The sequence below is a fragment of the Salmonella sp. 5800 genome (assembly GCF_046558195.1).
Classification (GTDB): Bacteria; Pseudomonadota; Gammaproteobacteria; order Enterobacterales; family Enterobacteriaceae; genus Salmonella; species Salmonella enterica.
This window is the reverse complement of the sequence record NZ_JBGDOX010000004.1, coordinates 186100-208322: the sequence shown is the minus strand read 5'-3', so window position 1 is coordinate 208322 and position 22223 is coordinate 186100. Positions and strand designations below refer to the sequence as shown.

The window sequence follows — 22223 nt, the reverse complement described above, 5'->3', positions numbered from 1 at the left end:
TTACTCATGGTCAGGGTCGAGACGACGGCGACTGAGAATACGTAGCAGACGCCACAATACCCACGCCAGTAATACCACACTGAGGGCCGCCAGTACCGCCAGCAGCACCGGGTGATTCGCCAGCGCATACCACAGCCGCTCAAACCACGGCAGATGTCCGACGTAATAGATATCGCCAACGCGCAGACTGTGAACGCCGGACTCGCGGATCACCGCCACGGAACCAAACATCGCGGCGCGTTTACCGCTGTCGTTCACGGCGTCGTTCAGTAGCTGGTAACCGCGCGGGCTGTCAGCCAGCAGAGCAATCACGCTGCGCTGATCATTAAACGGCGACTGGAAGCCCACCACCGCCGCCATCGGGCCGCTGGCGGTGACGGTGGACTGCGCATCCGCCGCGCGATCGGCCTCATCCGGCATAATCGACGGGAAAGCGGTCTGCCGCATCGGGGTTTTTACCCAGCTTTGTGTCGCCTGCACCAACAGATCGATACGCTTATCGTCTTTTAGATTGCCCGGAATAGCGCCAATAATCAGCAGATCGGCGTCTTTGTCGGCTATCTGAGCGCTATCATCGGTGATGGTCAGATTAATTGCCGGGAAACCGGTCTGCCCGCCAATGGCGCCGACCGTATTCAGCAGCGTTTCCATTTGCGCTTCGGTTGGGGTCTTCGGCATCACCGCCAGCGTGTCAGACAAGTCGGCCATCCGGCTGAACGGGAAACCTGCATTGGCGAACGCGCGTAAATCCGGCATCGCGATAAAGTGGTAATATTTCGAAAAATCGATAGTGGAGTCATCCCCTATCACCACATGATTTGGTACCGGCTGGAAGGTAATACAGTTGTCCACCGACCCGCCCGGCATCGGATTCATGTAGCGGAAGTCAAAACGTAGTTGGTTCATCGCCCCCAGTTTGAGCGCCGGAATAGACACATCCGTTTTACCATCCAGCAGTCCCTGAAGTACCGGCAGGCGCAACAGGAGTCGATTAGTTTCCTGCGTGCTGTTAAGGCTAAAGGCTTGCAGGAACTGGTTATTCAGACTGATATCCAGCCGTGAACTGTCTTTGGTCGGCGGCGAGGTATAACGGTAGTTGAGATCCATATCAATACCGTTGCTACGCAGCAAATAGAGGTCCGGCGGCAGATTCAAAGAAACGTTGATGGGCGCCGGCTCCAGCCCACTCGACTGGAGCTGCTCTTCATAGGTTTTCAGCTCGCCAAAAGTGACCGGGCGATCGGTACGCACCCAGTTCGGCGCATCATACGGTTTGCGCGCCAGCAGCGGTTTTACATCGTTAACCACCACGCTGGAACCACGAAAGAGAATATTCCCTTGCGCGATACCTTTTGCCGCCTGCAACAGGTCTTTATCATCTCGACCAAACACGACCAGCAACTTCACATACGGATTATCCGGATGGCTCATCATCTCGATAACCGGCGCGTTAACCGCAGGATGATCGCGCAGGAAATCGGGGCGTCGATCGTTGGTGGCGAACACGATCGCATTGCGATCCGGCAGGTGATTATACAACACCGGGAAGCGCTGACCGCGCCAGCCCGCCCGCAAGCCAAACCAGGACGCGACAATAGAAGCCGCCTGCTGCTGCGCCAGATCCGGCATGTCAGCAAACACTATCGGCAACGTCACCGGACGGTTATCCCGCGGATCGAAAAACGGCACCGGGAAGTGGGACAGATCGTTATTCACCGCCAGCATGTTATAGGTCAGATCCAGGGCGCTATTTCGCCCGATGTCTAACCACAGAGTACTGCTGGCCGGGTTTTCACACACGTCGCGATAGTGGCCGACAAACTCCAGCCGCACCCGGTTAAAATCGGTGATAAATAGCGGATTGATAGGTACCTGCGCCAGCGTCTTTTTCCCCAACTGCTCTTTTGTCACCGGCAGTACGCCCATCAGTTCATCATTGAGATAAACCTTAAGCTGCGACTGAACCGGCAGAAGCGACGGCGAGGGCGTATATTCCAGATTCAGCACCGCTTTCGACGCCACTTCATCGCTGCGCATACCAAATTCAATGCCGCCGTTAGGGTTAACGCCACGCAGCGCCATACTGCCCGGCGGCGGCGCGATTTGCGCAAAGGTCAGCTTGACCTCGCGCGAAGGCGCGGTCTGCGCCACGACGGGCGCCTCAGTTGCGGGCGACGGCGCAGGCTCGGTGGGTTCAGCATTTATCAATGGCGGCATCGCAGGCGCCGCCGCCGTCATGAAAGCAGGAAACGCGCTTAATCCTATTACCGCCGCACACATCCAGGACAATTTTCTTTTCATCGCATTATCATCATTGTTGAGCCTGAGCCATAACCCGATCCGACGGCTGTATCGCCGCTTGCCGCTCCGGGCGACGCGGAATAAACGATACAATCCAGGCAATTAACGCCGTCAACGATCGGAAAATTACTTTTACTGAAGGCGGCGCGAATTCCGCGAGGTGGCGATATCCGCGGAAGCCCAGCTTCAGAATATCCAGCAAGCTTTCCAGCGGTTTATCTTCCGGGAAGCTATCTTGCCAAAGCGCCCACGTATCGGCGCGCGCGAAGGTACACTGCACAAAATCAATATGTTGTTTGGTGGTGAGCGGCATCAGTTGTAGTCCGACCTCATTGCCCGTTACGCGCACCACCTGCGTTGGAAAGACATATTCCTGCTGCCCGCGTTTAAGCAACAGATTCACTTTCTGCCCTTCCAGCACCTGCGCCTGACCGTTGATCTTGATGCCTAACCCGCCGTCGGAGAAGTCATGTACGGTACAGGAGAACAAATGTCCATCTTCGCGGGCGATGGCCCCCGGCATGGCAATCTCGACCCGATGCGCGCGCCTGACCTGTTTACTCTCTACCGAAACCGCAACCGCGCCGCCGAGAATGACCAGGTTATAGAAGACCCACACCAGGCTAACGATGACGGTCAGCGTTTCATTTTCCGGCCCGTAATAGTATCGCCATACGCCCGCCGCCACGCCGAGCAGGTTAAGCAAGACAAGGAAGATATACGGACGCGAGATTACCCAGTCGACGTACTTCTCTTCCACCAGCCCGCCTTTCGCCGTGACGTTAAATTTCCCTTTGTGCGGATTGATCAACGCGACCAGAGTCGGCGGTGCGATATACCATGCCAGTACCGTTTCATAGATTTCACTCCAGAAAGAGTGACGATACTTGCCCTGAATCTTCGAGTTAGTCAGGCTGGCGTGGACCATGTGCGGTATCACAAATAGCGCAATCATCAACGCAGGCGCATAAATGATATAGGCGTGCAGCAGCAGAAAAGCCAGCGGCGCGGTCAGAAAGATCAGGCGCGGAATGCCGGACAAGAAATGGAACATCGCGTTGAGGTAGCACAGCCGCTGCGCCAGTTTTAAGCCTTTACCAAACAGAGGGTTATCGAGGCGGAAAATTTGCACCATGCCCCGCGCCCAACGAATACGCTGCCCGATATGCGCCGACAGGCTTTCCGTCGCCAGCCCCGCCGCCTGCGGAATGCGCATATACGCTGAGGTATAACCTCGCCGGTGCAGCCGGAGCGATGTATGCGCATCTTCCGTCACCGTCTCAACGGCGATACCGCCAATCTCATCCAGCGGCTTACGGCGAATCACCGCGCACGATCCGCAAAAGAAAGTGGCGTCCCACATATCGTTACCGTCCTGCACCAGTCCGTAAAACAGCGTGCCTTCGTTAGGCGTTTTACGAAAACGTCCCAGGTTGCGCTCAAACGGGTCCGGGGAGAAGAAATGATGCGGCGTCTGCATCATCGCCAGCTGTTTTTCTTTCAGGAACCAGCCCATTGTCATTTGCAGAAACGAGCGCGTCGGCACATGGTCGCAATCGAAGATCGCCACAAACTCGCCTTTCGCGTGTTTTAGCGCATTGTTGATGTTGCCGGCTTTGGCGTGTTCATGCGTGGCGCGGGCAATGTAATGCACGCCAACATGTCGGGCAAAATGACGAAATGATTCACGCCCGCCGTCATCAAGGATCCAGATATTCAGCTTGTCCTTCGGCCAGTCAATGCCAAGCGAAGCGTAAATGGTATTTTTGACCACATTAAGGTCTTCGTTATAGGTCGGTACAAAAATATCCACCGTCGGCCACTGCGACATCTCTTTCGGCAACGGCACCGGTTGACGATTTAACGGCCACACCACCTGGAAGTACCCCAGCACCAGCACAATCCAGGCGTAGGTTTCCGCAAACAGTAGGATCAGCCCGCACACCAGACTGACCGGGTCGTCCCAATTTAGCGTCGAGGTATAGCGCCACCAGATATAACGACAGGAGACCGTTAGCGACAGCACGATGAGCATCAGCGCGGAAAAGCGTCCCGGCATACGTCGTACCAACAGCGCAACGCCCCACAGCAACAGCAGAAAGATAAATTGCGATAGCGGGTTAAATGGCTGCGTAATACAGATCAGCGCCAGTATCAGTGAAAAGGTCACGATAACGCCCAGAATAAAACGCCGGGCGCCGTTGCTAAGATGTCCCAGCTCTTTTTCCTTTTCCAGATGCGTTGTCTTTTGGCGCACCCGTTCCGGTAAGGTATCCATCCATTGATGGTAACGTCCACGAACGTCCTTCAGGCGCGCAAATGACCGCCAGCGCGGTTCATGACGTTCTTTAGCCGACGAGATCATCACCAGCCAGAGGGTCTGAATGAGGTAACGGGCCGGGTCCAGCGGGCGCGGGCGGGCGGCGTTAATATGCGGATAAAGCGCTTTATGCCCGTCACGAATACGCTGCCAGCGCGGATGCTCAAGCGGAAACACTATCCACGCCAGAATCATCCACAGGCAGCCGAGCGCTGCGCTAAACGGCGACGCGCCGTGGCGGCGGTAACCCTGATAGCGCTCGCTCAAACGCGCGCTAACCGGCGGGATAAGCAGCCACCGGGAAAGGGCGCTCATCGCAGGCTCCCGGCGGACGTTTTGTCGCCCGCATCATGCAGCAGGCACCAGTTCGCCAGCGTTAACACCTCTTCGGCAGCTAACGAATCGCTGCGATATTCGCCTAACGGCTGTTTCGACGCCATGCACTCCGCCATCGCCTCATCGCGATGGATCACAATGGGCAGCAACCGGCGCTGGCTTTGCAGCCAGACCTGGTACAGATCGTCCTGTAACTGACTGCCGATGCGTAAGTCATTGATCAGAATATGCGCTCCGGCAGGCAACGCCTGCTGATGAAGGCGAATATGGCAGTTAGCGTCAACCCGGGCTATCGCCAGCGTATGGTCGCAGAGGCTCACCAGCTGCCCTGTCAGCGGTGACGCGCCGTAGGGCAAGTCCAGTAAAATCCAGCTATAACGCCCGCTCGCTTTCAGCGCCTGGATAGCCGATCCGATCTCTCCCAGCGTCTCCTGCCAGGCCTGCGGATTTTCCCGCTCTTGCGCGGTGAGCTGTCCAAACGGCAGTAGATCAAGCTGTGAGGTATAACGTAATCCGGCATCGCGCCAGTCCTGGCCGTCCAGCAACGATCGCGCCCAACCGCCCTGATGGACGAAGTCGACGTTAAACGACATGCGCAGCAGGTTATCGGGGCTGGCGTCAATCACCAGGACATTTTCCCCTAAGATTTGTAACGCCCAGGCGAGTGCTGCGGTGAGAGATGTGGTTCCCACCCCGCCGCGCACGCCCTGCAGTCCCAGAATCGCCATTCATGGCTTCCTTAATGAATGTGGTTGCGCAAATTCAGCCAGGAGTGGCCATCTTTTAATCGCCGCCGCCAACTGTTCGCGTTGGGAAATATCGGTATAATCTATTTCGGGTAGTGAAAACGCCTGGCTTAATGCCAGAAAATCATTTTGAAAAGTGTAGCCCAACGTTGGATCGGACTGAGCGCCAGGTTCATTGTTATACATTCTGGTTGCTCCTTTTTAAATATTTCTCACTGGCAGCATTACGCCCCGTCGTCAATACGGGAGAACGCGCATTTTTCATCTTTCCGTGACATCATTTATAATGTGTAAAAATGCAAAGCGCAGAGTTACAGGGCATCCTGCCGGACAAATTGATTCACATGCTAAATCTGATGCGTTTTAATTTCAATGTTAGGTTTATTTCTGTGCTTTCGCTAGTAAACTGATAAACAGTTAAAATAGTGACATGAGGGACACTGTGGACCCCGTATTTTCTCTCGGCATCTCATCATTATGGGATGAACTGCGCCATATGCCAACCGGCGGCGTCTGGTGGGTTAACGCCGATCGCCAGCAAGATGCCATCAGCCTGGTGAATCAAACGATTGCGTCACAAACGGAGAATGCAAATGTCGCCGTCATCGGCATGGAAGGCGATCCTGGCAAAGTAATCAAATTAGATGAATCTCACGGTCCGGAGAAAATCCGCTTATTTACCATGCCGGATTCAGAAAAAGGGCTATACTCTTTGCCCCACGATTTGCTTTGTTCTGTTAACCCGACGCATTACTTTTTCATTCTTATTTGTGCAAATAACACGTGGCGGAATATAACGTCAGAAAGCCTGCATAAATGGCTGGAAAAAATGAATAAATGGACTCGTTTTCATCACTGTTCATTGTTGGTTATTAACCCTTGTAATAATAGCGATAAACAGTCCTCGTTGTTGATGGGCGAGTATCGCTCACTTTTCGGCCTCGCCAGTTTACGTTTTCAGGGCGACCAACATTTGTTCGATATTGCCTTCTGGTGTAACGAAAAAGGCGTCAGCGCCCGACAGCAGTTATTGCTGTGTCAGCAGGACGAACGCTGGACGCTATCCCATCAGGAGGAGACGGCAATTCAGCCGCGTAGCGACGAAAAACGCATTCTTAGCCACGTCGCCGTCCTTGAAGGCGCGCCGCCGCTCTCGGAACACTGGACGCTTTTCGACAATAACGAAGCGCTATTCAACGACGCACGCACGGCGCAGGCCGCGACAATTATTTTTTCGCTTACACAGAACAACCAAATCGAGCCGCTTGCTCGTCGCATTCATACTTTGCGGCGCCAGCGGGGAAGCGCGCTGAAAATTGTCGTGCGCGAAAATATCGCCAGTTTGCGCGCCACCGATGAGCGCCTGCTGCTGGGCTGCGGCGCGAATATGATCATTCCCTGGAACGCCCCGCTTTCACGCTGTCTGACGCTTATTGAAAGCGTGCAGGGGCAGCAGTTCAGCCGTTACGTACCGGAAGACATCACCACGCTACTGTCAATGACGCAGCCGTTGAAACTGCGCGGTTTTCAGCCGTGGGATACCTTCTGCGATGCCATCCATACGATGATGAGCAACACCCTGCTCCCCGCCGACGGGAAAGGCGTTCTGGTCGCGCTGCGCCCGGTACCGGGCATTCGGGTTGAGCAGGCGTTAACATTATGTCGGCCAAGCCGAACCGGCGATATTATGACCATCGGCGGCAACCGTCTGGTGCTGTTTTTATCATTCTGCCGGGTCAACGATCTGGATACCGCGTTAAACCATATTTTCCCTTTGCCGACGGGCGATATTTTCTCTAATCGTATGGTCTGGTTCGAAGATAAACAAATCAGCGCCGAGCTGGTGCAGATGCGCTTATTGTCGCCGGAACTGTGGGGAACGCCGCTACCGCTGGCAAAACGCGCCGACCCGGTAATAAATGCCGAACACGATGGCCGCATCTGGCGTCGTATTCCTGAACCCCTGCGATTGCTCGACGACACCGCGGAGCGTGCATCATGATGACCATCAGCGATATCGTGCAAATTATTCTTTTTTGCGCGCTGATTTTCTTTCCGCTGGGGTATCTGGCGCGTCATTCGCTACGCCGTATCAGTGATACAACCCGGCTGCTATTTGCCAAACCTCGTTATGTAAAACCAGCCGGAACTCTGCGCCGCGCTACGAAAGTCAAGGCAGACAAAAAATGACTCAGCATACTCAAACTCCTTCAATGCCTTCTCCGCTCTGGCAGTACTGGCGCGGTCTTTCCGGCTGGAACTTCTATTTTCTGGTCAAGTTTGGCCTGCTGTGGGCAGGCTATCTGAATTTTCATCCTTTACTGAATTTGGTATTCATGGCGTTTCTGCTCATGCCAATACCAAAGTATCGCCTTCACCGGTTGCGCCACTGGATTGCCATTCCCGTCGGCTTCGCGCTGTTCTGGCATGATACCTGGCTGCCCGGCCCGCAAAGCATTATGAGCCAGGGGACGCAGGTGGCGGAATTCAGCTCCGGTTATCTGCTCGATCTGATCGCCCGTTTTATTAACTGGCAAATGATCGGCGCCATCTTCGTACTGCTGGTTGCCTGGCTTTTTTTATCACAGTGGATTCGGGTCACGGTGTTTGTGGTCGCCATCATGGTATGGCTGAATGTCCTGACATTAACCGGCCCGGTTTTTACGCTGTGGCCGGCAGGCCAGCCAACCGATACGGTGACGACGACTGGCGGTAATGCGGCCGCTACCGTCGCGACAGCGGGCGATAAGCCGGTCATCGGCGATATGCCTGCGCAAACCGCGCCGCCGACGACCGCGAATCTGAACGCCTGGTTGAACACCTTCTATGCCGCGGAAGAAAAGCGGAAAACGACGTTCCCGGCGCAGCTTCCGCCTGATGCGCAGCCGTTCGACCTATTGGTCATCAATATTTGTTCGCTCTCCTGGTCGGATGTCGAAGCGGCAGGCTTGATGTCACATCCGCTATGGTCGCACTTTGACATTTTGTTTAAACACTTTAATTCCGGTACGTCTTACAGCGGCCCGGCGGCCATTCGTCTGCTGCGCGCCAGCTGCGGTCAACCATCGCATACCCGACTTTATCAACCAGCCGATAATGAATGTTATCTGTTTGATAATCTGGCGAAACTGGGCTTTACTCAGCATCTGATGATGGATCATAACGGTGAATTTGGCGGCTTCCTGAAAGAAGTTCGCGAAAACGGCGGTATGCAGAGCGAACTGATGAACCAGTCCGGCCTGCCAACCGCCCTGCTGTCATTCGACGGCTCGCCGGTATATGACGATCTGGCGGTCCTGAACCGCTGGTTAACAGGGGAAGAACGTGAAGCCAATTCCCGTTCCGCGACGTTCTTTAACCTGCTGCCGCTGCACGATGGCAACCACTTTCCCGGCGTCAGCAAAACGGCGGATTATAAAATCCGCGCGCAGAAACTGTTCGATGAACTGGACGCCTTCTTTACCGAACTGGAGAAATCCGGGCGTAAGGTGATGGTAGTCGTCGTACCGGAGCACGGCGGCGCGCTGAAGGGCGACAGAATGCAGATATCAGGCCTGCGCGATATTCCCAGCCCCTCCATCACCAACGTCCCGGCGGGCGTGAAATTTTTTGGCATGAAAGCCCCGCATGAGGGCGCGCCGATTGATATTAACCAGCCGAGCAGCTACCTGGCGATTTCCGAACTGGTCGTACGCGCCGTGGACGGTAAGCTCTTTACCAAAGACAGTGTGAACTGGAACAAGCTGACCAGCAATCTGCCGCAAACCGCGCCGGTTTCAGAAAACGCTAATGCGGTGGTGATTCAGTACCAGGGTAAGCCATACGTTCGTCTGAATGGCGGCGACTGGGTGCCTTACCCGCAGTAAACCGAAAAAGGCCGCAAGGTTTCCCCTGCGGCCTGGTTCGGGCGCATGTTGCCATTACGGCGGACAGACGCTCAAAACGCGTTACTTCCTGTCACGTAGCCAGTTGACGATCACACTGGCGATAATGCCAGCAATGATCGGCGCCGCCAGATCGTGCCAGAAGGCCACGCCCAACTGCGTAAGCGTCATATAGCCGCCTTGTTGCAATGGCAACCGTTCGCGGCTATCCTTGATGTGTTGAGGTTCAAGTTAGCCCCCGTCAGGTTGCCAGGTTTATACCAGTCAACGTGCGGGGGTTTTCTCTATCCAGCAACCTATGCCGCCGGGGATCAAGCCCCCGCAACATTGCGCCTCACCGGGTAAACCCGGCTTGCTGCTGATATTACGGCAAAATCCCCGGCACGGCACGGCGCTAACGTGCAATCTGCGTGACGCTTCGCAGACGATTACTTTTAACATTCAGCATTTCTGAGGCTGGCAGTCAGCCGCTCAATTCTGTAAATTATGCCTCCTCGCGGCCAGTCCCGGTGATACCGAAACCCTCGTTCAGCATCCTGCGTCTATGACATATTCGCCTGTTGCGCCAGAGGAATGGCTAAAAGCAGGTATTACCGACGAACTTATCCGTCTTTCAGCGGGACCTGAAGATCCCGACGATATTATTCATGACCTTGAACGCGCCAGCAGAAAAGCAGCATTCTGACGATTGCTCGGCGAACCGCTGTCACCGGTTTGCCGCATCGGGTATCAAGGCACTATAGCCTGGTTATAGGCAGCATTCTTTATGAGAGAGCTGCGTATATTTTGGGCAGGGGGCTCTATGCAGGACGACACATTACCATTAAATAACAGTAACGCTACGACCACACCGCTTTCAACGAGATTACCGTTTACAAAATATGATTTTGGCTGGGTGCTCTTGTGTATCGGAATGGCGATCGGCGCCGGTACCGTCTTAATGCCAGTGCAAATCGGTCTCAAGGGGATCTGGGTATTTATTACCGCTTTTATCATCGCCTATCCCGCTACCTATATTGTGCAGGATATTTATCTAAAAACGTTATCTGAAAGCGAAACCTGTGACGATTATACGGATATTATCAGTCACTATCTTGGCAAAAACTGGGGCATTTTTCTCGGTGTAATCTATTTTCTTATGATTATCCACGGGGTGTTTATTTATTCCCTGTCGGTGGTGTTTGATAGCGCCTCCTATATCAAAACCTTCGGCCTTACTGAGGCCGATCTTTCGCAGTCTATTATCTATAAAGTCGCGATTTTCGCCGTGCTGGTGGCGATTGCCTCCGGCGGGGAAAAGTTATTATTTAAAATTTCCGGCCCGATGGTGGTGGTAAAAGTCGGGATCATTCTGATATTCGGTTTTGCGATGATCCCACACTGGAATCTTGATAATATTTCCGCCTTTCCCGCCGCATCGGTTTTCTTTCGCGACGTACTGCTCACTATCCCATTTTGCTTCTTTTCTGCGGTCTTCATTCAGGTGCTAAACCCAATGAACATCGCCTATCGTAAGCGCGAACCTGACCGTGTGCTGGCCACCCGGATGGCGATTCGCACGCATCGCATTAGCTATATTACGCTGATTGCCATTATTCTCTTTTTCTCGTTCTCGTTTACCTTTTCGATTAGCCATGAAGAGGCGGTATCAGCGTTCGAGCAGAATATTTCCGCCCTTGCGCTGGCAGCTCAGGTAATCCCTGGCCATATCATCCACATTACCTCTACCATCCTCAATATTTTTGCCGTACTTACCGCGTTCTTTGGTATTTATTTAGGTTTTCACGAAGCGCTTAAAGGTATTGTGCTGAATGTATTGAGTCGTATTATGGATGTCAAAAACGTCAACCCACTGTTACTGACATCTGGAATCTGTGTCTTTATCGTGGTGACTCTGGTTATCTGGGTTTCGTTTCGCGTCTCAGTATTGGTCTTTTTCCAGTTAGGCAGTCCGCTCTATGGCATTGTCGCGTGTATTATTCCCTTTTTCCTGATTTATAAAGTAGCGCAACTGGAAAAATTACGCGGCCTGAAAACCTGGCTTATTCTGTTATATGGAATATTGTTGTGCCTGTCGCCGTTATTAAAATTGATTGAATAAAAGCCTATCCCACCAGGCGTTATTGGCACAGCCAGTTTGGACACGGACAGCGCGCAAAAACCGGAGCGTACACGTAGTACGTGAGGTTTAACTCGCTACGCTCGCCCTTCGGGCCGCCGCTAGCGGCGTTCAAAACGCTAACGCGTTTTGGCGAGCACTGCCCAGGACCAAAATGGCAAGTAAAATAAGCCCTAATGGGATAGGCTCTAAGTCGTACCGGAGAGCCCTGCCCGGTGGCGCTACGCTTACCAGGCCTACAGGTACGGTGTAGGCTTGATAAGGCGCAGCCGCCATCCGGCATAAAACGCAATTAACTCAACGGTTTCTGCGGGTTTTCATCCTGATCGACGGCAAAGCAGGCCACCAACTGGCCGTCGTACTCTTTAAGCTGCGGCTGTAACTGCGTGCAGGGTCCGAAGCGACGGCGGCAGCGGGCGTTGAAGGCGCAGCCCGGCGGCGGGTTCAGCGGGCTCGGCAACTCGCCGGTCAGCTTAATCCGCTCACGGCGATCGTCCGGATTCAGCCGCGGCGTGGCGGAGAGCAACGCCTGGGTGTACGGATGACGCGGGTTGTTGAAGATCTGGTCTTTCGTGCCCTTCTCCACGCAGCGGCCTAAGTACATGACCATCACTTCATCGGCAATGTGTTCCACCACCGACAGGTCGTGCGAAATAAAGACATAAGACAGCCCCATATCCTGTTGCAAATCCATCATCAGGTTCAGCACCTGAGCGCGCACCGACACGTCGAGCGCGGAGACCGGTTCGTCGGCAATCACTACGTCCGGATCAAGCATCAGACCGCGGGCGATAGCGATACGCTGACGCTGGCCACCGGAGAACATATGCGGATAGCGGTCGTAGTGCTCGGTTTTCAGCCCCACCTTCGCCATCATCGCCAGCGCTTTTTCACGACGCTGCGCTTTACTCAGGCTGGTATTGATCAGCAACGGCTCTTCCAGAATTTGCCCCACTTTCTTGCGTGGGTTCAGGGAACCGTAGGGGTTCTGAAACACAATCTGAATTTTCTGCCGCCGCAGTTTCTGCGCGTGCGGATCGTGTTTGAGCAGATCCTGCCCCTGGTAATACAGCTCGCCGCCGGTTGGCACTTCAATCATCGTCAGCAGGCGACCCAGTGTGGATTTTCCACAACCGGACTCCCCCACTACGGCCAGCGTTTTACCGCGTTCGAGATTAAACGACACGCCGTCCAGCGCTTTTACCAGCCGTTCCGGAGAAAAGATCCCCTTCTTCACCGGATAGTGTTTTTTCAGGTCGATAGCCCGCAACAGCGGCTGTTGCAAGGTGGCCTCATGCGTGCTCATAGTGTGGGCCTCCCGGCATCATCGAGTGGGTAATGACATTTTGACTGACGTCCATCGTCCAGTTGGTTGAGAGCAGGTTCTTCCGCACGACATCTGTCCGTGGCGTAGGGGCAGCGCGGGTTAAGCAGACAACCCGTCGGTCGGTCATATTTCCCCGGCACCACGCCCGGCAGCGACGCCAGACGCGCTTTATCTTGCGCAAACTCCGGTAACGCACGTAGCAATGCCTGGGTATACGGATGACGCGGCGCGCGGAAAATATCCTGCGCAGCGCCTGTTTCGGCGACCTGCCCGGCGTACATGACGATAATTTTGTGCGCCGCTTCCGCCACCAGCGCCAGGTCATGGGTAATCAGCACCAGCGCCATGTTCTCTTTTTGCTGCAACTCCAGCAGCAGCTCAATGATTTGCGCCTGAATGGTCACATCCAGCGCCGTGGTTGGTTCATCAGCAATTAACAGCTTTGGTCGACAGGCTATTGCCATCGCAATCATCACGCGCTGACTCATGCCGCCAGAAAGCTGGTGCGGATAGACATCCAGACGAGAGGCCGGATCGGGAATGCCCACCTGGTTCAACAGGTCAATCGCTCGCTGACGACGGGTTTTCTTGTTCCCACCCTGGTGTACCTTGATGGCTTCCATAATCTGAAAGCCAACGGTATAGCAAGGATTGAGGCTGGTCATCGGGTCCTGGAAAATCATCGCCACTTCAGCGCCCACCAGGTTGCGACGTTCCTTCTCGGAAATGCGCTTCAGATCCTGTCCGTTAAAGAGCAGGTTTTCCGCCATCACGCGGCCTGGGTAATCGATAAGCCCCATAATCGCCAGCGAGCTGACGGATTTGCCGGAACCAGACTCGCCGACAATACCGACCACCTCACCCTGCTTCACGCTGTAGCTAATGCGGTCGACGGCTTTAAACGGTGTGCCTTCGTCGCCGAAGTGCACCGATAATTGATCTACATTTAATAACGCCATCTCGAACCTCTTACTGCTTCAGTTTGGGATCGAGCGCGTCACGCAGACCGTCACCCATCAGGTTAAATGCCAGTACCGTCAGCAGAATCGCCAGCCCCGGGAAGGTCACGACCCACCAGGCGCTTTGCGCGAACTGCAATACATCAGAGAGCATGGTGCCCCATTCCGGCGTAGGCGGCTGTGCGCCCATGCCAAGAAAGCCGAGGGCGGCCATATCGAGAATGGCGTTAGAGAAACCGAGCGATGCCTGAACGATCAGCGGCGCAAGGCAGTTCGGGAAAATATTGACGAACATCTGACGCATCGCGCCTGCGCCCGCCACGCGGGAGGCAGTCACATAATCGCGGTTCACCTCTACCAGAACCGCCGCGCGGGTTAAGCGGACATAGTGCGGCAGCGCCACAAACGTCAACGCCAGCGCAGCGTTGCCGATGGAGGGGCCGAAGATCGCCACCAGCACCAGCGCCAGCAGCAGGCTCGGCAGGGCCAGCATAATATCGACCACGCGCATGATGATGTTATCGACCAGACCGCCGAAGTAGCCCGCGACCAGGCCGAGAATAATCCCCATTACCAGCGACAGGACGACCACCAGACAGCCGACCAGCAGTGACAAACGCGCGCCATACATCAGGCGCGAGAGGACATCGCGACCAACATCATCCGTTCCCAGAATATGCGCCCAACTGCCGCCTTCCTGCCAGACCGGCGGCGCCAGCAGCGCATCGCGGAACTGCTCTGCCGGGTTGTACGGCGCAATAAAGTTGGCAAACACCGCAATCAGGATCACGATGAGAACATACGCCAGCCCGACGACCGCGCCTTTGTTGCGTTTAAAATAGTGCCAGAACTCCCGCAATGGCGTCATGGGCGCCGGTGCGGCATTAACATTATTTTCAGTAACCTGTGACATGATGGCCCCTTACTTCTTATGCCGAATACGCGGGTTCACCACGCCGTACAGCAGGTCTACCAGCAGGTTGACGAGAATAATCATCGTCGCTACCAGTAACACGCCGCCCTGCACTACCGGATAATCGCGGCGTTGCAGCGCATCGATCAGCCAGCGCCCCAGACCGGGCCACGAGAAGATAGTTTCTGTCAGAATCGCGCCCGCCAGCAGCGTACCCACCTGCAGGCCGATCACGGTGACGACTGGCAGCATGGCGTTACGCAGAGCATGAACGATAATGACGCGCATCCTGGTCAACCCTTTGGCGCGTGCGGTACGGATGTAATCCTCCCCCAGCACTTCCAGCATCGACGAACGGGTCATACGCACAATGACGGCCAGCGGGATTGTGCCGAGCACCATCGCAGGCAGGATCATATGCGCCAGCGCATCAATAAAGTTACCCTCTTCGCCCCAGATAGCGGTGTCGATCAGCATAAAGCCCGTCAACGGATTGGTATCATCAAGGAACACCATATCGCTCACGCGCCCGGAAACCGGCGTCAGGTTCCAGTGGACGGAGACCAGCATGATCAGCATCATGCCCCACCAGAAGATAGGCATAGAGTAACCGGTCAGCGCCAGGCCAACGGCAGTGTGATCGAAGATAGAACCGCGCTTCACTGCGGCCAGCACGCCCACCGGAATCCCCACGGCGACGGCAAAAATCATGGCGCAGACGCCAAGTTCCAGCGTCGCTTTAAAGCGAGGCACAAACTCGTCCCATACAGGGATTCGGCTTTTCAGCGAGATGCCTAAATCGCCATGCATCACCCCCCAGATATAATGGAGGTACTGCTGCCACATCGGTTTATCAAGACCGAGTTCAGCCAGCAGTTGAGCATGACGCTCAGGGGAAATACCTCGCTCACCCGCCATGATCATCACCGGATCGCCGGGGATCATGTGGACAAAGGCAAAGGTGAGAAGGGTAATACCGATAAACGTCGGGATAACGAGTCCCAAACGTCGGAGAATGAACTGCAACATAACCCGAATTCTCTCTCATGACCCACGGCCTGGAACCGTGAGTCTGTATTGCTCACAAATCTTATCCCACGCAAACTGCATCGCGGATAAAGCATTACGCCGGATGGCGCTGCGCTTATCCGGCCTACACAACACCGGGGCGCAGCGCTCTTTTAATTATTCGACAGAGACGTTTTCGAAGTGATGTTTGCCTAATGGATCAACCACATAGCCTTTAACTTCTTTACGTACTGGCTCATAAACCGTGGAGTGAGCGATGATTAGCGCTGGCGCCTGGTCATGCATCACAACCTGGGCCTGTTTATAGAGCTCAATACGCTTGTTATGGTCGTCGGTCGCACGCGCAGGCTGAATCAGGTCTTCAAACGGCTTATAACACCATTTTGAATAGTTGGAGCCTTGCTGGGCGGCATCGCAGCTGAACAGCGTGGCGAAGAAGTTATCCGGATCGCCATTATCGCCGGTCCAGCCCATCATCACCGTCTGGTGCTCGCCATCTTTAGCGCGCTTGAGGTATTCGCCCCATTCATAGGTGACAATTTTGGCCTGAACGCCAATCTTCGCCCAGTCCGCCTGGATCATTTCCGCCATACGACGCGCATTCGGGTTATAGGGACGCTGTACCGGCATCGCCCACAGATCGATGGTGAAGCCTTTTTCCAGACCGGCTTCTTTCAGCAGCGCCTTCGCTTTTTCCGGATCGTAGCCGTAGTCTTTAATATCGTCGTTGTAGCCCCACATTGTCGGCGGGATCAGGTTTTTCGCCGCAACGCCCGCGCCCTGATAAACGGCTTTGATGATGGCCTCTTTATTCACGGCATAGGTCAACGCCTGGCGAACTTTGACATCATCCAGCGGTTTTTTCTGTACGTTATAGGAGAGATAACCCACGTTCAGACCAGCCTGCTCCATCAGGTTGATGTTTTTATCTTCTTTCATGCGCGCAATATCCGCCGGGTTCGGATACGGCATCACCTGACATTCGTTCTTCTGCAGTTTGGCGTAACGCACAGAGGCGTCAGGCGTGATGGAGAAGACCAGACGGTCGATCTGCGGCTTCGTGCCCCAGTAGCCGTCAAAGGCTTTGTAGAGAATGCGGGAGTCTTTCTGATATTGCACCAGTTGGAACGGGCCAGTGCCGACCGGGTTCAGATCCACTTTTTCCGGCGTACCGGCTTTCAGCATGTTGTCAGCATATTCTTTGGAAAGAATAGAGGCGAAGTCCATGGCTAAATCGGCAAGGAACGGCGCTTCCGGACGCGTCAGCACAAACTGCACCGTGTGATCGTCTACCTTCTTCACTTCGCTAATCAGATCCGGCAGCCCCATGCCTTCAAAGTATTCATAGCTGCCGCCAGACACTTTATGGTACGGGTTCTGCTCGTTTTTCTGCCGGTCAAAAGAGAACACGACATCATCGGCGTTCAGCTCGCGCGTGGGTTTGAAATCCTTGCTGGATTGCCATTTCACCCCTTTACGTAGGTGGAACGTATAGGTTTTACCGTCTTCGCTGATATCCCACTTCTCAGCAAGACCCGGGATCACTTCCGTGGTGCCGGTTTTGAATTCAACCAGACGGTTATAGATAGGTACGGAGCTGGCATCATAGGTGGTGCCAGACGTAAAGAGCTGTGGGTTAAAGCCTTCCGGCGAGCCTTCTGAACAATAAACCAGGGTTTTGGCCTGCACGCTTGCTGCAACGGTCATAGCCACCAGGCTCAAACCAAGCTTCAGCATCCCTGACTTCTTCAAGGAAATACTCATTCTTCTGCTCCAATTGTGATGTATGTTGTTTTGCCCTTTGCAAAGGCTTTTACCGCCCGGCCTTTTTTGTTTTTTACCTGGTCAGGTCAGTAGTGAGAGGTGGGGATTCCGTTCGCATAATCGACTGAGTTGCAGTGCGGATTCTCCATAAAATGCCCCTCATTCCCTACAATCTGTCAATAGAATGTCAAAACGTCAATACAGGTAACCAGCTTTTACAACAACGGTGAGAATTAACAAACAAAGATTAAAAAAAGTTCAGAAGGGTATTTTCAGCAGGGAAATTTGTGCTATAGGCAGAAAGGCAGAGTTATTCACTTAATATTTTGCAACAGTTAGTGATTAACAATTAGACATTAATTGAAAAATTTCTTTCGATATGTTGATTATCTGAGCGATTAATACCACTAACGCTAAAACGCACAGGCGAAAATGCTGAGGTTATCCATAAGCCGTGTGCAAAAAAGAGTTATACGGACATTGAAAAACACCATCGAATATGTCACAAAATTGTAAATAAGTAGGCCGTCGTGCGGCCTACCGCGATCACAAAAACTAACTTTTGACCCTGGCCTGCGTGCGCTTTTCGCTCCAGTTAAACAACGAGTTCACCAGAATCGCCGTCAACGTCCCCGCTGCCATGCCGTTGCCAAAGACCATCTGTACGCCCGCCGGAAAATTCTGATACAGGCCGGGTACCAGTATAGGAAGCATTCCCATGGCCAACCCCATCGCCAGCGCGTAGGTTTTACCCGGCGTATGCAGTGGCTCACGCGCAATCATATCAATACCGATAACCCCGATAATGCTGAAGACAATCACCGCCGTACCGCACACCACCGAACCTGGCAGACAGGTCGCCAGACGTACCAGCGGCGCGAATATGGCAATCAGGATTAACAATCCTCCGGCAGCCGCAGTCACGAAACGCGATTTCACATTAGTGGTGCGTACCACCCCAATATTTTCGCCGGAGGTGATAATTAAGGAGGTGCCAAAAATCCCCCCCAGCAGCGACATTACCGCATCACCACGAATGGTACGTGGAATCGCCTGCTGCACATTTTGCGTGGAATTGACTATTTCCGCGGTCGCAATCGTTTGCCCGGTTGCTTCAGCCATAGAGATGACCGCGTAAATCAGCAACGGCAGCGAGGCGGAGAGATCAAAAATCGGCCAGCCGAACGGCAAAAGCTGTGGGAAACTAAACAGCGGCCCGTGACCAACACCGCTAAAATCGGTGCTGCCCAGCGCCATTCCCAGCAGCGTTCCCGCTAAAAGGCCGAACATCACCGCCAGCTGGCGCAAAATACCGCTAAACGCCAGCGCGAAAATCAGCGTTATCAGGATAGTCCCCAGCGATAAAATGATACTGGTTGGATGAGCGAAGTCGGCGCTCCCTGGCTGGCCAATGATCAACCCGCCGTACAGGCGAATAAGGTTAATCGACACCATTAGCAGCATGATGCCAATGATAAAGGGGGGAAAATGGTGCAGGCAGCGGCGGAAAATCGGCAACGCGATAAAGTAGAACAGCGAGGTCAGAATTACGGCGCCAATCGCGGTCTGGATATTGGTCTGTAAAGCGATCGCAACGAAAATCGCAATCGGCGCGCCCCCCGGTACCATAATAAACGGCAAACGCGCGCCCACCCCTTTCACACCCAGGCTTTGCAGAATAGCGCCCAGACCGCACATCAGAAAGGTCGCGCTAAGTACCGAGGCGGTCACCGTATCGGTAAAGTGGAGCGCTTTGGCGATCAGAAAGACGGAGGTAATGGGGGTGGCGGCAACGACCAGCACATGCTGAAGCGCCAAAAGTAAGGTGGTTTGCCAGGGTAATGCATCGTTATCCGGCGTAGTAAGGCCAGGTTGCGGCATGATTAACTCCCATAAAACATCAAAAAAATAACCGCCAGCGCGGGCTGGCGGTCTGTATTATTTCAACCAACTAATGGCATCAGCGGCATAGCGATGCGCACGGAAGGCGCTGTTCTGTTTTCCAGGAATAATGCCTTTACTGAGGTGCTCCGGATATTCATTAAAGAACGGAATGATATATTCCCATACCGTTTCGCCTTCCGGGGTGACTTCAAACAGGCGGCCAAACGCCGATTCACAGATAAAGGTGTTGCCGTTCGCCAGCCGCTGCGCGCTCCCCATATACGGCGAGAAAAACGCCGGCGGGAAGATATCGCGATACTGCCAGGTAATCGCTTTGGTCTGCGGATCGAACTCCAGCACCGTGGAATGCGGCGAGGTGACGCCGGGACGCAGGTTGCCGTTATCGAAAACCAGAATCGACCCGTTCTCCATCTCAACCGGCGTGTGCTGCTGCGCTACGACTTCCTGCCCTGCATGCCAGATAACCTTCCCGCTCTCTTTATCCACGGCAATGACGCCGGAAGTGGTACGCAGGCTCATCAGTACCAGGCCATCACGGGTGACGGACAGGCCGTTAATCATCGGCCAGTGGCGGCGGTCGAAAATATCATGAATCGGGAAATCTTCCGGATTCAAATGCTCCCAGGCACGCCATTCCCAGACCACTTCACCGTCGCGATTGACCTCTTTGACGACGTCACTCTGAATCACGCCGTCCGGCGCATCACGTCGCGGGTCGCCGCCGGTAACACGGGCGGCGATATCGGCAGGTAACGGCGACGCGGCGGTATACAACAGATTACCGTTCGCCAACCATTGCGCATCATGGTGATGGTAAATATCTTCGTAATGCCAGACGATTTCGTTATCCGGCGTCACTTCGTAGAAGTCGCCGCCGTGCCAGAGATCCCACGCCGGATAGAGGTTCGCTGAAGTGCGGTGGCTGCCGTTATAACCCAGATTACCGTTCGGCAGCAGCACCGCATCACGCCCGGCGCGAACCGGAAGCTGCCACTGATGCGCGACTTCGCCCTGCTCGTCCACCAGGTAAACCCGCCCTTCGGCGGTTTGCGGCGCAAAAAGCGTATAGCCGCCAAAGCTCTTCGCCTTATCAGCGTAGATAAGGCCCGCCAGACGGCGTCCAAGGGTGAAAGTCGAATCCTGAGTTAAGTGTGCCACATCGCCTCCTGAGGAATAAATTTGCGCCAAAATACCCCATTAAAACGTTTTAATGAAGAGTTTTTTACGATCCTCACCGAAAAAAAGCAAACGTTACCGTCTGGTAAATATGCTACCCTGTGCGCAAATTTTCGCAGGTCAGGAAGCAGATGGCTGTTCAAAATAAAAAACGCGCAAAGTTGATTGATGTTGCCCGCCATGCAGGCGTGTCGCCAGGGACGGTATCCAATGCATTGCACAACACCCGCTTTGTCGAGCCGCAGACGCGACGGCGTATTGAAGAGGCCATTGTTGCGCTCAACTACACGCCGAATATTCGCGCCCGCCAGTTACGAACCGGCAAAACCAATACCATTGCCTTGCTCTCTTCGGTGCCGCTGGCGATTGCCTCCGGCGCGTCACGACTGGGATTTATGATGGAGGTGGCGTTAACGTCCGCGATGATGGCGCTGGAAAAACAGCATGCGCTGATTCTGGTGCCGCCGGGGGCAAATCCACAGGATGCCGTCAGCTTTGACGCGGCGATCCTGATTGAGCCGGCGGAGAATGACCCGCAGCTCCAGGCGCTGGCGCAAGCGGGCATTCCCTGCGTCACCATTGGCCGCACGCCGGGGACCGACACGCCTGTGCCGTGGGTGGAGCTGCACTCGGCGGCAACAGCACAGCTTCTGCTAACGCATCTGGAGGCCTCCGGCGCCAGCAAATGTGCGTTATTTGTCGGTAACACACGGCGAACATCAGTTCTGGAGAGCGAAGCGGCTTACCAGCGCTGGTGCGCGGGGCGCCAGGACCCCGTCGTCTACTCTCTCAATGAAAGCGAGGGTGAAAATGCCGGCTACCAGGCCGCGCAGCAGCTATTACAGGCGCATCCCGACGTTGACGGCGTGCTGGTGCTGATCGACACCTTTGCCAGCGGCGCGGTACGGGCTTTCCAGGAACAAGACATCGCCATACCTGAACAAATGCGGGTGGTTACCCGCTATGACGGTATCCGCGCGCGCGAATCGCTGCCGCCGCTGACGGCAGTGAATATGCATCTTGATGAGGTGGCGCGACAGGCAATCACGCTCCTGTTTGCCGTTCTGTCGGGTGAGAAGGTCAGCTACAGCGACGGGATCATGCCTGAACTGGTGGTGCGAGCGTCAACCTGCCGGTGACAGAGGATGACTTGCCACTGCGGGCCGTTGCTGGCGCAACGTTCTCTCGCTTCGCTCGGGTCGAACCTCTTGCCCCCGGAGGTTCTCATCCTCGTCAGGCTTCAGATGCAAAAAACCCTGCTCGTTGAGCAGGGTTTCTGAATTTGGTCGGTGATAGAGGATGACTCGCCACTGCGTGGCTCGCCCTGCGGGCCGTTGCTGACGCAACGTTCTCTCGCTGCGCTCGAGTCGAACCTCTTGCCCCCGGAGGTTCTCATCCTCGTCAGGCTTCAGATGCAAAAAACCCTGCTCGTTGAGCAGGGTTT

17 protein-coding genes, 2 other RNA genes and 1 pseudogene are annotated in these 22223 nt (G+C 54.5%); 6 read left to right on the top strand and 14 right to left on the bottom strand.

Features of this window, described 5'->3' with window-relative positions:
• Genes bcsB through bcsR form a run of 4 tightly spaced genes read right to left on the bottom strand, consistent with a single transcriptional unit; the run spans nt 1 to nt 5889 of the window.
• Nucleotides 1-2301 (bottom strand): cellulose biosynthesis cyclic di-GMP-binding regulatory protein BcsB, encoded by a 2301-nt coding sequence (bcsB, locus tag ACLJZ5_RS10325; protein WP_024798346.1) that lies wholly within the window; start codon nt 2299-2301, stop codon nt 1-3.
• A 10-nt stretch (nt 2302-2311) separates the two neighbouring features.
• The gene (bcsA, locus tag ACLJZ5_RS10320; protein ID WP_024798347.1) at nt 2312-4936 is read right to left on the bottom strand and encodes a UDP-forming cellulose synthase catalytic subunit; all 2625 of its coding nucleotides are present in this window, start codon (nt 4934-4936) and stop codon (nt 2312-2314) included.
• Nucleotides 4933-5685, bottom strand: a complete 753-nt coding sequence (gene bcsQ / locus ACLJZ5_RS10315; protein WP_024798348.1) for a cellulose biosynthesis protein BcsQ — start codon at nt 5683-5685, stop codon at nt 4933-4935. Before bcsQ ends, bcsA begins: the two co-directional genes overlap by 4 nt.
• A complete protein-coding gene (gene bcsR, locus ACLJZ5_RS10310) occupies nt 5686-5889 on the bottom strand; it encodes a cellulose biosynthesis protein BcsR (protein WP_000282616.1) in 204 nt (67 codons plus the stop codon). It lies immediately after the preceding gene.
• A 244-nt stretch (nt 5890-6133) separates the two neighbouring features.
• Here bcsR and bcsE point away from each other — a divergent pair, with 244 nt between their 5' ends.
• The 3 genes from bcsE to bcsG are packed head-to-tail and all read left to right on the top strand — an operon-like array spanning nt 6134 to nt 9569.
• Nucleotides 6134-7705 (top strand): cellulose biosynthesis c-di-GMP-binding protein BcsE, encoded by a 1572-nt coding sequence (gene bcsE / locus ACLJZ5_RS10305; RefSeq protein ID WP_023197652.1) that lies wholly within the window; start codon nt 6134-6136, stop codon nt 7703-7705.
• A complete protein-coding gene (gene bcsF / locus ACLJZ5_RS10300) occupies nt 7702-7893 on the top strand; it encodes a cellulose biosynthesis protein BcsF (protein ID WP_000988321.1) in 192 nt (63 codons plus the stop codon). The genes bcsE and bcsF overlap by 4 nt, the downstream gene beginning before the upstream one ends.
• A complete protein-coding gene (bcsG, locus tag ACLJZ5_RS10295; protein ID WP_024798349.1) occupies nt 7890-9569 on the top strand; it encodes a cellulose biosynthesis protein BcsG in 1680 nt (559 codons plus the stop codon). Before bcsF ends, bcsG begins: the two co-directional genes overlap by 4 nt.
• A gap of 81 nt (nt 9570-9650) precedes the next feature.
• Here bcsG and ACLJZ5_RS10290 read toward each other — a convergent pair whose 3' ends face one another.
• Nucleotides 9651-9758, bottom strand: a complete 108-nt coding sequence (locus tag ACLJZ5_RS10290; protein ID WP_001537650.1) for a type I toxin-antitoxin system toxin Ldr family protein — start codon at nt 9756-9758, stop codon at nt 9651-9653.
• Between the two features lie 293 nt (nt 9759-10051).
• Between ACLJZ5_RS10290 and ACLJZ5_RS10285 the strand changes: the two are divergent.
• Both ACLJZ5_RS10285 and ACLJZ5_RS10280 read left to right on the top strand, forming a co-directional pair.
• Nucleotides 10052-10272 (top strand): annotated as a pseudogene (locus ACLJZ5_RS10285) (PLP-dependent transferase); the annotation flags it as partial.
• 117 nt (nt 10273-10389) lie between these two features.
• A complete protein-coding gene (locus ACLJZ5_RS10280; protein ID WP_001150163.1) occupies nt 10390-11688 on the top strand; it encodes an aromatic amino acid transport family protein in 1299 nt (432 codons plus the stop codon).
• 310 nt (nt 11689-11998) lie between these two features.
• Here the strand turns inward: ACLJZ5_RS10280 and dppF are convergent, their stop codons facing one another.
• The 7 genes from dppF to ACLJZ5_RS10245 all read right to left on the bottom strand — a co-directional run bounded on the left by dppF (nt 11999) and on the right by ACLJZ5_RS10245 (nt 20761).
• Nucleotides 11999-13012 (bottom strand): dipeptide ABC transporter ATP-binding subunit DppF, encoded by a 1014-nt coding sequence (dppF, locus tag ACLJZ5_RS10275; RefSeq protein WP_024798350.1) that lies wholly within the window; start codon nt 13010-13012, stop codon nt 11999-12001.
• Nucleotides 13009-13992: a dipeptide ABC transporter ATP-binding protein gene (gene dppD, locus ACLJZ5_RS10270; RefSeq protein WP_024798351.1), complete on the bottom strand. Its 984-nt coding sequence runs from the start codon at nt 13990-13992 to the stop codon at nt 13009-13011. Before dppD ends, dppF begins: the two co-directional genes overlap by 4 nt.
• Nucleotides 13993-14002: 10 nt before the next feature.
• On the bottom strand, nt 14003-14905 hold the full coding sequence (gene dppC, locus ACLJZ5_RS10265) for a dipeptide ABC transporter permease DppC (RefSeq protein WP_000084690.1): 903 nt from the start codon (nt 14903-14905) through the stop codon (nt 14003-14005).
• Between the two features lie 9 nt (nt 14906-14914).
• On the bottom strand, nt 14915-15934 hold the full coding sequence (gene dppB, locus ACLJZ5_RS10260; RefSeq protein WP_000938843.1) for a dipeptide ABC transporter permease DppB: 1020 nt from the start codon (nt 15932-15934) through the stop codon (nt 14915-14917).
• A gap of 156 nt (nt 15935-16090) precedes the next feature.
• Nucleotides 16091-17698, bottom strand: a complete 1608-nt coding sequence (gene dppA / locus ACLJZ5_RS10255) for a dipeptide ABC transporter periplasmic-binding protein DppA (protein ID WP_000028047.1) — start codon at nt 17696-17698, stop codon at nt 16091-16093.
• 555 nt (nt 17699-18253) lie between these two features.
• Nucleotides 18254-19579 carry a uracil-xanthine permease family protein gene (locus ACLJZ5_RS10250; protein WP_001136076.1) on the bottom strand — a complete coding sequence of 442 codons (1326 nt, stop codon included), beginning with the start codon at nt 19577-19579 and terminating at the stop codon, nt 18254-18256.
• 57 nt (nt 19580-19636) lie between these two features.
• Entirely contained in the window at nt 19637-20761 is a 1125-nt protein-coding gene (locus ACLJZ5_RS10245; RefSeq protein WP_024798352.1) for an aryl-sulfate sulfotransferase, read from the bottom strand.
• Nucleotides 20762-20910: 149 nt separating this feature from the next.
• Here ACLJZ5_RS10245 and ACLJZ5_RS10240 point away from each other — a divergent pair, with 149 nt between their 5' ends.
• Complete coding sequence (locus tag ACLJZ5_RS10240; RefSeq protein ID WP_024798353.1) at nt 20911-21918, top strand: substrate-binding domain-containing protein; 1008 nt, start codon at nt 20911-20913, stop codon at nt 21916-21918.
• Here ACLJZ5_RS10240 and ACLJZ5_RS10235 read toward each other — a convergent pair.
• Together ACLJZ5_RS10235 and ACLJZ5_RS10230 are read right to left on the bottom strand one after the other, a co-directional pair.
• A non-coding RNA gene (locus tag ACLJZ5_RS10235) (RtT sRNA) lies at nt 21909-22027 on the bottom strand. The two genes, ACLJZ5_RS10240 and ACLJZ5_RS10235, sit on opposite strands and share 10 nt — an antisense overlap.
• A gap of 35 nt (nt 22028-22062) precedes the next feature.
• Nucleotides 22063-22196: non-coding RNA, RtT sRNA (locus ACLJZ5_RS10230), on the bottom strand.
• Between the last annotated feature and the right edge of the window lie 27 nt (nt 22197-22223).

What these genes read in the sequence shown, in the direction of transcription:
- bcsB (WP_024798346.1), bottom strand. Translation starts at nt 2,301, where the DNA reads ATGAAAAGAAAATTGTCCTGGATGTGTGCGGCGGTAATAGGATTAAGC.
- bcsA (WP_024798347.1), bottom strand. Translation starts at nt 4,936, where the DNA reads ATGAGCGCCCTTTCCCGGTGGCTGCTTATCCCGCCGGTTAGCGCGCGT.
- bcsQ (WP_024798348.1), bottom strand. Translation starts at nt 5,685, where the DNA reads ATGGCGATTCTGGGACTGCAGGGCGTGCGCGGCGGGGTGGGAACCACA.
- bcsR (WP_000282616.1), bottom strand. Translation starts at nt 5,889, where the DNA reads ATGTATAACAATGAACCTGGCGCTCAGTCCGATCCAACGTTGGGCTAC.
- bcsE (WP_023197652.1), top strand. Translation starts at nt 6,134, where the DNA reads ATGAGGGACACTGTGGACCCCGTATTTTCTCTCGGCATCTCATCATTA.
- bcsF (WP_000988321.1), top strand. Translation starts at nt 7,702, where the DNA reads ATGATGACCATCAGCGATATCGTGCAAATTATTCTTTTTTGCGCGCTG.
- bcsG (WP_024798349.1), top strand. Translation starts at nt 7,890, where the DNA reads ATGACTCAGCATACTCAAACTCCTTCAATGCCTTCTCCGCTCTGGCAG.
- ACLJZ5_RS10290 (WP_001537650.1), bottom strand. Translation starts at nt 9,758, where the DNA reads ATGACGCTTACGCAGTTGGGCGTGGCCTTCTGGCACGATCTGGCGGCG.
- ACLJZ5_RS10280 (WP_001150163.1), top strand. Translation starts at nt 10,390, where the DNA reads ATGCAGGACGACACATTACCATTAAATAACAGTAACGCTACGACCACA.
- dppF (WP_024798350.1), bottom strand. Translation starts at nt 13,012, where the DNA reads ATGAGCACGCATGAGGCCACCTTGCAACAGCCGCTGTTGCGGGCTATC.
- dppD (WP_024798351.1), bottom strand. Translation starts at nt 13,992, where the DNA reads ATGGCGTTATTAAATGTAGATCAATTATCGGTGCACTTCGGCGACGAA.
- dppC (WP_000084690.1), bottom strand. Translation starts at nt 14,905, where the DNA reads ATGTCACAGGTTACTGAAAATAATGTTAATGCCGCACCGGCGCCCATG.
- dppB (WP_000938843.1), bottom strand. Translation starts at nt 15,934, where the DNA reads ATGTTGCAGTTCATTCTCCGACGTTTGGGACTCGTTATCCCGACGTTT.
- dppA (WP_000028047.1), bottom strand. Translation starts at nt 17,698, where the DNA reads ATGAGTATTTCCTTGAAGAAGTCAGGGATGCTGAAGCTTGGTTTGAGC.
- ACLJZ5_RS10250 (WP_001136076.1), bottom strand. Translation starts at nt 19,579, where the DNA reads ATGCCGCAACCTGGCCTTACTACGCCGGATAACGATGCATTACCCTGG.
- ACLJZ5_RS10240 (WP_024798353.1), top strand. Translation starts at nt 20,911, where the DNA reads ATGGCTGTTCAAAATAAAAAACGCGCAAAGTTGATTGATGTTGCCCGC.